Source organism: Rhodococcus sp. C26F (assembly GCF_053345925.1).
Window position 1 is genome coordinate 174,680 of sequence record NZ_JBKFBA010000004.1, and the last position, 11,368, is coordinate 186,047.

10 protein-coding genes and 1 pseudogene are annotated in these 11,368 nt (G+C 69.3%); 1 reads left to right on the forward strand and 10 read right to left on the reverse strand.

The window, feature by feature from the left end:
• Positions 1-70: 70 nt before the first annotated feature.
• The 3 genes from rplS to ACLBYD_RS07760 form a co-directional block, all read right to left on the reverse strand.
• Complete coding sequence (gene rplS, locus ACLBYD_RS07750) at positions 71-412, reverse strand: 50S ribosomal protein L19 (protein WP_006550960.1); 342 nt, start codon at positions 410-412, stop codon at positions 71-73.
• 83 nt (positions 413-495) lie between these two features.
• Positions 496-1,401, reverse strand: a complete 906-nt coding sequence (locus ACLBYD_RS07755) for a hypothetical protein (RefSeq protein WP_024100629.1) — start codon at positions 1,399-1,401, stop codon at positions 496-498.
• A 68-nt stretch (positions 1,402-1,469) separates the two neighbouring features.
• Entirely contained in the window at positions 1,470-3,830 is a 2,361-nt protein-coding gene (locus ACLBYD_RS07760) for a Tex family protein (RefSeq protein WP_447815969.1), read from the reverse strand.
• A gap of 179 nt (positions 3,831-4,009) precedes the next feature.
• On the opposite strand from ACLBYD_RS07760, the gene ACLBYD_RS07765 reads away from it, so the two are divergent.
• On the forward strand, positions 4,010-4,996 hold the full coding sequence (locus ACLBYD_RS07765; protein ID WP_447815970.1) for a hypothetical protein: 987 nt from the start codon (positions 4,010-4,012) through the stop codon (positions 4,994-4,996).
• 18 nt (positions 4,997-5,014) lie between these two features.
• Here ACLBYD_RS07765 and trmD read toward each other — a convergent pair whose 3' ends face one another.
• The 7 genes and pseudogenes from trmD to ACLBYD_RS07800 all read right to left on the reverse strand — a co-directional run.
• Entirely contained in the window at positions 5,015-5,722 is a 708-nt protein-coding gene (trmD, locus tag ACLBYD_RS07770; protein WP_447815971.1) for a tRNA (guanosine(37)-N1)-methyltransferase TrmD, read from the reverse strand.
• Positions 5,723-5,725: 3 nt separating this feature from the next.
• Positions 5,726-6,300, reverse strand: a pseudogene (gene rimM / locus ACLBYD_RS07775) (ribosome maturation factor RimM).
• A gap of 10 nt (positions 6,301-6,310) precedes the next feature.
• Entirely contained in the window at positions 6,311-6,553 is a 243-nt protein-coding gene (locus ACLBYD_RS07780; RefSeq protein WP_006550954.1) for an RNA-binding protein, read from the reverse strand.
• A complete protein-coding gene (gene rpsP, locus ACLBYD_RS07785) occupies positions 6,553-6,987 on the reverse strand; it encodes a 30S ribosomal protein S16 (protein ID WP_217579884.1) in 435 nt (144 codons plus the stop codon). Before rpsP ends, ACLBYD_RS07780 begins: the two co-directional genes overlap by 1 nt.
• Positions 6,988-7,182: 195 nt before the next feature.
• Positions 7,183-8,298 carry an amidohydrolase family protein gene (locus tag ACLBYD_RS07790; protein WP_447815972.1) on the reverse strand — a complete coding sequence of 372 codons (1,116 nt, stop codon included), beginning with the start codon at positions 8,296-8,298 and terminating at the stop codon, positions 7,183-7,185.
• An 11-nt stretch (positions 8,299-8,309) separates the two neighbouring features.
• Positions 8,310-9,878 carry a signal recognition particle protein gene (gene ffh, locus ACLBYD_RS07795; protein WP_447815973.1) on the reverse strand — a complete coding sequence of 523 codons (1,569 nt, stop codon included), beginning with the start codon at positions 9,876-9,878 and terminating at the stop codon, positions 8,310-8,312.
• A gap of 128 nt (positions 9,879-10,006) precedes the next feature.
• Positions 10,007-11,368, reverse strand: a 1,362-nt coding sequence (locus ACLBYD_RS07800; RefSeq protein ID WP_447815974.1) for an HD domain-containing protein, incomplete at its 5' end; no start/stop codon positions are given.

The window sequence follows — 11,368 nt, forward strand, 5'->3', positions numbered from 1 at the left end:
CGTCGGATGCTGTATCGGGTGGCTCGGGAGCCGTGCCGAGCAGCCCAGGGGGCTGATCAGCGGCCGAAGATCAGCGCTTCTCCTTGATCTTGGCAGCCTTGCCGCGCAGCTCACGCAGGTAGTAGAGCTTCGCGCGACGGACGTCGCCACGGGTCAGCACGTCGATCTTGGCGAGGTTGGGGCTGTGGACCGGGAAGGTGCGCTCCACGCCGACGCCGAAGGAAACCTTGCGGACGGTGAAGGTCTCGCGGATGCCGCCGCCCTGACGCCGGATCACGACGCCCTTGAAGACCTGCACACGCTCCTTGCTGCCCTCGATGACCTTGACGTGCACATCGAGAGTGTCGCCGGGACGGAAGTCCGGGATGTCGTCGCGCAGCGACTTGGCGTCCAGAAAGTCCAGGGTGTTCATCGGTTTTTCATCCTCTTGTTCGCTCGAGCAGAGGAACCTGGCGGCGACCGCCGTGTGGCGGGCTCGACCGGTTCGTGCCCAGGTCAGGTAGGCGTGCCCGAACGGGGCAACCCGTCCATTGTGCCAGACGGAACATCGATCGATGAAATCGGCGGTGGCGCCGGCTTGACGCGACGGTCCAGTTCGGCCTCGGTCGCGGTGCGCGAGTGCTCGACACTGCCCCGCACGGTTTCGAGCGTCGGTGCGCCCGCGACGAGATCCTGCACGAAGATCTTGGCGCGGATCACCGGGCGCCGCAGTCGACGTTCGCGTTCGAGCGCGCGCGCCATGCGACGGGGCCGCTTGCCGTACCGCCAGCGAGCCCAGGGCGCGCCGGGCCGGGAGAGCCGGATCGCGCCGACCCACAGCAGCGGAACGACGAACAGCCCCACCAGGCCCGTCCAGATCTTTCCTTTCGCCAGGACGATCGCGGCGAGCAGGAGGTTCACGAGCACGGCCACCACCAGCGCGGCCCGTCCGGCCCAGTCACCGCTGTCCTCGAAGTTCGTGGTGTCCCCGAGTTCGAACGGTCGCAGGCCGAGCAACCACATCCCGGTCACGGCGATCGCCACGAAGACGGCGTCGACGGACACCCGTCCCTGTTCTTCCCAGTACACGTCGTTCAGGTAGAAGATCAGGGCGAACTCGTCGAGGGTCAGCGCGGCGCCGACTCCGAAGAGCGCCGCGAGGATGCACGCGGCGACGCGGTTGGCATCCTCGGAGATCGCGATCAGTCCCCCACCGGCGATCACCATCGTGACGACACCGAACACCACGTGGTGCACGTGCTGACCGCCCGGGGTGATGTTTCCGGGCCACCAGCGCACCTGCGCGCGGATCAACCGCACGCTGATCCGGATGAAGACGAACGCGGCCACGAAACCGAGGAGGAAGAACAGCAGCGGCAGGCGCCCCTGATCGACGATCTCGCGCCGCATCCAGTCGAGCATCACCGGATCACCCCGGCCACCGTGGATCTCATGTCCACAGCATTGCAGGAGTGACCCGGTGATTCGCGTCAGTTGTTGCCGAAACCGGCGCGTCGCAGGGCGTCGGCCATGGATCCGGAGGCGGCCGGCGTCGAACGGCGGTCGCCGCCACGGCCCTGCTGCCCACGATTGCCCTGACCGCTGCGTCCACGACCGCCGCCCTGGTTGCCGCTGCCCTGACCTCCGGGGCGACGAGCACCTCCGCGCGGCTGACCTCCGGACTTCTCGGCGCCCGGGGTGGGGATCTCGTCGTCGAGGCGCAGCGTCAGACCGATGCGCTGACGCGCGACGTCGACCTCGAGGACCTTCACCTTGACGACCTCACCGGACCGGACGACGTCGTGCGGATCCTTCACGAAGCTGCGCGACATGGCGGAGACGTGCACGAGGCCGTCCTGGTGCACACCGACGTCGACGAACGCACCGAACGCCGCGACGTTGGTGACCACTCCCTCGAGGACCATGCCGGGCTTCAGGTCGGCGACCTTCTCGACACCGGCGGCGAAGGTCGCGGTCTTGAACTCCGGACGCGGGTCACGGCCGGGCTTCTCGAGCTCGGAGATGATGTCGGTGACGGTCGGGACACCGAAGCGGTCGTCGGCGAACTCGTCGGCGCGCAGCTTCCGCAGGGTCGCGGTGTTGCCGAGCAGTTCGCGGACGCTGCTGCCGGTCCGGTCGACGATCCGCCGCACCACCGGATACGCCTCGGGGTGCACCGCGGACGCGTCGAGCGGGTCGTCGCCGTTGGGAATGCGCAGGAAGCCCGCGCACTGTTCGAAGGCCTTCGGGCCGAGTCGCGGAACGTCCTTGAGCGCTCTCCGTGCACGGAACGGACCGTTCTGGTCGCGGTGAGCGACGATGCTCTCCGCGAGCGAGCCGGTGATACCCGAGACCCGCGACAGCAGCGGGACAGATGCCGTGTTGACGTCGACACCCACGGCGTTCACCGCGTCCTCGACGACCGCGCCCAGCGACCGCGCGAGCATCGTCTCGGACACGTCGTGCTGGTACTGGCCGACACCGATCGACTTCGGGTCGATCTTGACCAGTTCGGCGAGCGGATCCTGCAGGCGGCGTGCGATGGAGACCGCACCGCGGATGGACACGTCGAGATCCGGGAGTTCCTTGGTGGCGTACTCGGAGGCCGAGTAGACGGACGCGCCCGCCTCGGACACCACGATCTTCGTCAGCCCGGGCACCTTCGCCAGCGACACGAGTTCGGCTGCGAGAGCGTCTGTCTCACGCGACGCCGTGCCGTTGCCGATGGCGATCAGTTCGACACCGTGCCGCGCGACCAGCGCGGCGAGCACCGCGAGGGCCTCGTCACGCTTGTTGTGCGGCTGATGCGGATAGATGGTGGTGTGGTCGACGACCTTGCCGGTCGCGTCGACGACGGCGACCTTCGTGCCGGTGCGGTAGCCGGGGTCGAGGCCCATCGTCGGTCGCGTTCCGGCCGGTGCGGCGAGCAGCAGGTCCTTGAGGTTGGCGGCGAAGACGTCGACCGCGTCCTTCTCGGCGGACTGCCGCAGCCGCATCCTGATGTCCAGCGACAGCGACATCTGCAGCTTGGTGCGCCACGCCCACCGCACGGTGTCGAGCAGCCACTTGTCGGCGGCGCGTCCCTCGTCGGCGATGCCGAAGCGCGTCGCGATCCGGCCCTCGTAGTAGCTGCGCTCACCGGGCACCGGCTCGTCGATCTCGGGATCGAACGACAGCGACAGCACCTCCTCCTTCTCGCCGCGCAGGAGGGCGAGAATGCGGTGCGAGGGCAGCTGGGTGAACGGTTCCGAGAACTCGAAGTAGTCGGAGAACTTCGCGCCGTCGTTCTCCTTGCCGGACCGCACGGTGGAACTCACCTTGCCGCGCGTCCACATCGCCTCGCGGAGCTCGCCGACGAGGTCCGCGTCCTCGGCGAAGCGTTCGACGAGGATGGCGCGCGCACCGTCGAGCTGCTCGGAGGTGTATCCGGCGGGGTCGGTGGTGGGGTCGCCGATGAGCGCGTCGGCGACAGGTTCGTGACCGGCCTCGCGCGCGATCTGCGCCTTGGTGCGCCGCTTCGGCTTGAACGGCAGGTAGATGTCCTCGAGCCGCGCCTTGGTGTCGGCGAGCATGATCTGTCCGCGCAGCGTGTCGTCGAGCTTGCCCTGCGCCTCGATCGATTCGAGGATCGCGACACGGCGCTCGTCGAGTTCACGCAGATAGCGGAGGCGTTCCTCGAGGGTGCGCAGCTGGGCGTCGTCGAGCCCACCGGTCGCCTCCTTGCGGTAGCGCGCGACGAACGGCACGGTCGCGCCGCCGTCGAGCAGTCCCACGGCCGCAGCGACCTGGTCTTCGCGGACGTCGAGTTCCTGGGCGATCCGCCGGTTCACGGTGTCGAGTTCGGTCGTCACGTCGAACGACCCTACAGTTGCCGTCCCCCGCCCGCGCCTGTGGCAGCGTGGGCGCCCGCGCCTGTGACCGTGGGGCGCCCGCGCGCGTAACGGCACTCGCGCTCGCGCGCGGGGTCCGTGCAGGCTGCCGGGTGGACCGGCGCTATCGTCCACAGCACAATGGAATGCAGGAACCGGACATGAAGCACGGGCGCGGACGCGCACGATCGGGCGCGATGATGCTGTGCGTGGCCACCGCACTGGCCGTATCCGGCTGCGAATCGATGGACTCCCATCCGCTCCCGCACGAGGCGCTCGGTCTCGCCTCGGTGACGGACACCGATTCCGACGAATCGACCGTGACGCTGTCGACGGCCGAACTGCCCCGACAGATCGACGCGGCCGTCGCGCTCGCCGACAGCCGCGGAGCGCGCCTGACCGTCGCCGTGCTCGACCGTGAATCCGGGACCCGCGTGCTCGGCGGTTCGGACGAACCCTTCGAGACCGCCTCGACGGTGAAGCTGTTCATCGCCGAGGAGGTCCTGTACCGCGAGGTGACGGACGAGGCGACGCTCGCCGACGAGGACCACGAGTTGATCCGGTCGATGCTGCGGTCGTCGGACGACAACGCGGCGACGCTGTTGTGGGAGACCTACGGTGGTCCCGAGATCGTCGAGCACGTCGTGGAGCGGCACAACCTGACCGGCACGACTCCCCCGGATCCGGGGTCCTGGTGGTGGAACACGACCACGACGGCGTCGGACCTGCTGACCTGGTACGACGATCTGCTCGGCGACAGCGCCTCCGGTGACGAGAGCGCGGCCCGGATCGTCGGCCATCTGGTGGAGTTCACCGACGAGGGCATCGACGGATACGACCAGCGTTTCGGGCTTCCCGAGGGTCTCGGCGACTCCACGGAGCTGGGTGTGAAGCAGGGGTGGATGTGTTGCCTGGCCGGTGAATGGCTGCACCTGTCCACCGGGTTCTTCGGCGACGACCGCCGTTACGTGGTCGTGGTCGCGGCACGGGAGACCGTCACCTACGACGAGTCGGATCCCTTCTACGACACCGGTTTCCTGCCCGACACGGCGATGTACGACGCGACGGACGACGGGAGCGCGCAACACGCGCGCGAGACCGTCACGCTGGCGGTCGAGACGACGCTCGGAAGCGCGCACCGGCCCTGAGGACCGTCGGGCCCGGCGTCAGTCGTCGGACGGGAGCAGATCGGGTCGTCGTTCGCGGGTGCGTTCGAGCGACTGCTCGTGGCGCCAGCGAGCGACCTTGCCGTGGTCGCCGGACAGCAGCACCGGCGGCACCTCGAGGTCGCGCCACACCGCCGGCCGGGTGTAGCTCGGCCCTTCGAGCAGTCCGTCGGAGAACGAATCCTCCTGGTGCGACAGCTGATTGCCGAGTACACCGGGCAGCAGACGGACGACGGCCTCGACCATGACGAGGACGGCGACCTCCCCGCCGATGAGGACGTAGTCGCCGATGCTCACTTCTTCGACGCGCACGCGCCGCGCGGCATCGTCGAAGACGCGCTGGTCGATTCCTTCGTAGCGGCCGCAGGCGAAGACGATCCGCTTCTCCTTCGACCACCGTTGTGCGGTGGCCTGATCGAAGCGGCGGCCGGCGGGCGTCGGGACGACGAGCAGTACGTCGGGATCGGTTTCACCATCGGGTCCGGCGAGCACATCGTCGAGCGCCGGTCCCCACACGGTGGGTTTCATGACCATGCCCGGTCCGCCGCCGTAGGGCGCGTCGTCGACGGCCTTGTGCACGTCGTGCGTCCAGTCGCGCAGGTTGTGCACGCCGACGGAGATGAGGCCCTTGTCGATCGCCTTGCCGAGCAGGGCGACGCGCAGGGGTTCGAGATATTCGGGGAAGATGGTGACGACGTCGAGCCGCACGGACTACTGCTTCCCCTCGGTCGACTTCTTCTTCTTGGACGGCGGTTCCCCGAAGTCGGGGTCGAGGAGTCCTTCGGGCGGATCGATCTCGATCACGCCGTCCCGGACCGACACCGTCGGGACGATCTCGGTGACGAACGGGACGAGCAACTCTCCGCGCTCCTGGCCGGCAGGCCGGATCGACAGCAGTTCGCCGGCGGCCGTGTGCAGGACCTCGCGGACGGTGCCGACCTCGGTTCCGCCGTCGGGGCGACCGGCGACGATCCGCACCGTCAGCCCTTCGAGTTCGTGGTCGTAGAACTCGTCCGGGTCGTCGGACGGCGGAAGGTCGGCGCTGTCGACGACGAACAGCACCCCGCGCAGTGCGTCGGCGGCGTCGCGACCGTCGATGCCCTGCAGGCGCAGCAGAAGNGGGCGGCTTCCACTGTGTACTCGTGCAGGTGCTTGTCGCGAGGCTTACGGCCACGCAGGACCGCGCCGACGGCGAAGCGCTCCTCGGGTTCGTCGGTGCGAACCTCGACGACGACTTCGCCTCTGATGCCGTGCGACTTGGCCACACGGCCCACGACGAGCTCCATCGACGCTCGCCTAGCGGTCGGTGTCGACGACGTCGACACGGATACCCCGGCCACCGATTCCGGTGACGAGGGTCCGCAGCGCGGTCGCGGTGCGACCGCCGCGGCCGATGACCTTGCCGAGGTCGTCGGGATTGACGTGCACCTCGACGGTGCGGCCCCGACGGCCCGCGATCAGGTCGACGCGGACGTCGTCGGGATGGGCGACGATTCCACGAACGAGATGCTCGACGGCATCGGCGACCACGGCGCTCATTACTCGGCGGCCTCGGTGGACTCGGCCTCGGTGGACTCTTCCTTGGCAGCCTTCTTCTTCTTGGGCGTGACGGCCTCGGCAGCCGGCTCGTTCTCGGCCTGCGCGAGGGCGGCCTGGAACAGCTCGAGCTTGGACGGCTTCGGCTCCGCCTTCTTCAGCGTGCCCTCGGCACCCGGCAGGCCCTTGAACTTCTGCCAGTCACCGGTGATCTTGAAGAGGTTGAGGACCGGCTCGGTCGGCTGCGCGCCGACGTTCAGCCAGTACTGCGCACGCTCCGAGTCGATCTCGATCAGCGAAGGCTCTTCCTTCGGGTGGTACTTGCCGATGGTCTCGATGGCCCGGCCGTTGCGGCGGGTGCGCGAGTCCGCGACGACGATGCGGTACTGCGGGTTGCGGATCTTGCCGAGACGGGTGAGCTTGATCTTGACAGCCACTGCTGTGTTCTCCTTCGGGGTGCGCCGAGGCGCGTGTCACGTGCAATTCGGACGACGCGCCCTTCTGGCACGCCCGGTTTTGCCTCTAGCCTGTGACCGCCGCGCGGTACGTAACCGGATGCGACGACAGCGAACCATTCTGCCAGACGCGCGAGCCAGGACGAAACCGGCACCCGGTGACTCCGCGCACCCTCTCTACAGCCGCGCGGGGCTCCCCGAGACCACCCGGCCGCGGAGCACCACGAGATCGGGACGCGCGGCCGCGGGGTCGCTGCGCGGATCCTCCCGGTACACGACGAAATCCGCCGACGTCCCCGGTTCGAGACTCGGGTGCCCGAGCCATGCGCGGGCCTTCCAGCTCGCCGCCGCGTACGCCTCGGTGGGGTCGAGACCCACGCGCACGAGCGACGCGATCTCGTCGGCGATGCGCCCGTGCTGCACCTGACCACCGGCATCGGTGCCCGCGTAGATCGGGATGCCCGCCTCGTGGGCGGCGCCGATGGTCTCGTCGAGGCGCGCGTACAGAGCACGCATGTGCGCCGCGTACACCGGGAATCGCGTCGCCGAAGCGGCGATGTCCGGGAAGTTCTCGATGTTGACCAGTGTCGGCACGAGCGCGGTGCCGTGGGCGGCCATCGTCGCGATGGTCTCGTCGGTCAGGCCAGTGCCGTGTTCGATGCAGTCGATCCCCGCCGCGAGCAGTCCGGGCAGGGCGTCCTCACCGAAGACGTGCGCCGTCACCCGCGCGCCCTCGCGGTGGGCCGCGGCGATCGCCTCGACGAGGATCTCGTCGCTCCACAGCGGCGCGAGGTCGCCGGCCTCCCGGTCGATCCAGTCGCCGATGAGTTTGACCCAACCGTCACCGGCCCGGGCCTGACGGGCCACTTCGTCGGGCAGCTGCGACTCGTCCTCGAGGTCGACGGGCAGCCCGCGGATGTAGCGCTTGGGCAGGGCGATGTGCCGGCCGGCCCGGATGATCCGGGGCAGGTCCGCCCGCTGATCGAGGGCCCGGGTGTCGACGGGCGAACCGGCGTCGCGGAGCAGCAGGACACCCGCGTCGCGTTCGGTGACGGCCTGCGCGAGCAGACCCTCCTCGTCCTCCGCTCCCCCGCCGAACCGGATGCCGACGTGGCAGTGCGCGTCGACGAGGCCCGGCAGGATCCAGCCGTCGGCACAGAGCACCTCGGAGTCGCGGCCGGGCTCGTTCGTGAACGATCCGTCGGCCCCGACGAACAGTTCGACGGGTTCGCCGTCGGCCAACGACCGGCCTCGCACGACGAAGGAACGCGCATCACCCTCGGTCACGGTCATCCCCGGCCGGCTCAGTTCTTGGGGAACTTCAGCTTCGACAGGTCGAAGTTCTCGAGTCCCGGAGGAAGCTCGTCGAGGCCCTTCGGCATCTTCGACAGGTCGGGCATCCCGGCGGGCATGCCACCCGGGAGACCGGGGAAGCCGCCGGGCATACCGCCCCGCACCTTCGGCGGCGTCGGTCCGCGACCGCCCTTCTTCCCCTTCTTGCCCTTCTTGCGCTGGTTCTTGCGTGCGCCCGGCATGCCCATCTGGCCGGCCATGGCCGTCATCATCTTCCGGGCCTCGAAGAACCGGTCGACGAGCTGGTTGACGTCGGAGACCTTCACACCGGAACCGTTGGCGATGCGCAGTCGCCGCGAGCCGTTGATGATCTTCGGGTTGGCGCGCTCCTCCGGCGTCATGCCGCGGATGATCGCCTGGATGCGGTCGAGCTGCTTCTCGTCGACGTTGGCGAGGGCGTCCTTCATCTGCCCGGCTCCGGGCAGCATGCCCAGGAGATTGGCGATGGGGCCCATCTTCCGCACGGCCATCATCTGCTCGAGGAAGTCCTCGAGGGTGAGCTCGCCGGAACCGATCTTGTTGGCGGTGGCCTCGGCCTGCTCGGCGTCGAAGACCTGCTCGGCCTGCTCGATCAGGGTGAGCACGTCACCCATCCCGAGGATGCGGCTGGCCATGCGCTCGGGGTGGAAGACGTCGAAGTCCTCGAGCTTCTCACCGGTGGAGGCGAACATGATCGGCTGGCCGGTGAGCTCGCGGACGCTGAGCGCGGCACCACCGCGAGCGTCGCCGTCGAGCTTGGTGAGCACCACGCCGGTGAAGCCGACACCCTCGCGGAACGCCTCGGCGGTGCTCACGGCGTCCTGACCGATCATCGCGTCGAGGACGAACAGGACCTCGTCGGGCTGCACCGCGTCGCGGATGCCCGCGGCCTGCGCCATGAGTTCCTGGTCGATACCGAGGCGACCGGCGGTGTCGACGATGACCACGTCGTACTGCTTGTTGCGCGCCTCGGCGATGCCCTGCTCTGCCACGACGATCGGGTCGGCAGCGGTGACTCCGAGTTCGTTCTCGCCTCCGCCGATGGAGGTGCCGGGATGGGGCGCGAAGACCGACACGCCGGCACGCTCACCGACCACCTGCAGCTGGGTGACAGCGCCGGGGCGCTGGAGGTCGCAGGCGACCAGCATCGGGGTGTGCCCCTGCGCCTTGAGCCACTTCGCGAGCTTGCCCGCGAGGGTGGTCTTACCGGCACCCTGCAGGCCGGCGAGCATGATGACCGTCGGCGGGGTCTTCGCGAACTGCAGACGACGGGTCTCGCCGCCGAGGATCCCGACGAGTTCCTCGTTAACGATCTTGACGACCTGCTGGGCCGGGTTCAGCGCGCTGTGCACCTCGGCGCCCTTGGCGCGCACCTTGATCTTCTTGATGAACTCGCGCACGACGGGCAGCGCGACGTCGGCCTCGAGCAGGGCGAGGCGGATCTCACGGCAGGTCGCGTCGATGTCCGCGTCGGACAGCCGCCCCTTGCCGCGCAGGTCCTTCAGGACCCCTGTCAACCTGTCGGAAAGGGATTCGAACACCGAATGCGCTCCTGAGCTCTGACGAAGATGCGGACATTGCTGCGAACCAGGGTAACCGCTCCCGATCCGTCGCGACCGCGGGTGGCCACGCCACAGGGCGGGCCGCCCGCGCGGTCACGATCCGTCGGTCACGATCTGTCGGCGGGCGCGGGCGGCTCGGGCGCAGGCAGGACCGACAGCAGTTCCTTCTCGAGATGTTCCCGGGAGACACGGGTGTGGGCACCGGCGAGATCGACACAGAACGAGTCGATCACCGTCGAACCCAGCGTACTCACCCGCGCCCACCGCACGTCGGCTCCGACACGCTCGAAGACGTCCGCGAGACGGCACAGCAGACCGATCCGGTCCTCCGATCGGATCTCGAGCACCACCTGATCCGCTTCGGAGCCTTCGAACCAGATGATCCGCGGCGGCGCGAGAGCGGCGCTGACGGGAACCGCCCGGGCCGTTCGCTCGGGAAGCCGGCTCTCGCGTTCGGCGCGATCCTTGGCCTCGAGGGCACCGAGGAGGTCCAGGTCGCCGGAGCGCGCCCGCACGAGTTCCTGCCGGAGCAGCGCCGCTTCGGGCGGTGAGCCGAATCTCGGGGCCACGACGAAGCTGTTGACCGTGCTGCCGGCGTGACTGCCGATCGAGGCCGACAGCACCCGCAGACCGTGCAGGGAGAGCACGCCGGCCTCGTCGGAGAGCACGCCCCGCTCGTCGGGCGCGACGAAGGTCGCGGAAAAGCTGCGGCCGTCCTCACGTGGTTCGAGCGCGACGTGCAGGGCGCCGTCCTCGGCGAGGTTCGCGAGGGCGGGATCGATCGGATCCGGTGCCGGCAGCTCGTCCCCCGCCATCATCATGCGGCAGCGGCGCACGAGTTCCCGGATCAGCGACGCCTTCCAGTCCCCCCACACCCCCGGGCCGGTGGCCTGCGAATCCGCCTCGGCCAAGGCGTGGAGCAGGTCGAGCAGCACCGGATCCCCGTCGAGGGCGCCGACGACCGCGGCCACGGTCTCCGGATCGTCGAGGTCGCGGCGGGTCGCGGTGTGCGGCAGGAGCAGATGGTGCCGCACCATCGAGGTGAGCAGCGCCAGATCCGAAGGCCACAGGCCCATCCGCCGCCCGATCTGCAGGGCCAGTTCGGCACCGACCACGCTGTGGTCGCCGCCGCGTCCCTTCCCGATGTCGTGCAGCAACGCGCCGAGGACGAGCAGGTCCGGACGGGCGACCCGCGTCGTCAGTTCGCTCGCGTACACAGCGGTCTCGACGAGGTGCCTGTCCACGGTCCACGTGTGGACGGCGTCGCGGGGCGGCAGGTCGCGCACCGCACCCCATTCGGGGAGCAACCGCCCCCACAGTCCGGTGCGGTCCAGCGACTCGATGACGTCGACCGCGCGACGTCCCGAGCCGAGCAGCACCAGGAAGTCGTCGAGGGCTTCGCGGGGCCAGGGTTCGCGCAGCTCCGGTGCGTGATCGGCGAGTCGGGTGAGCGTGGCCGCCGAGACGGG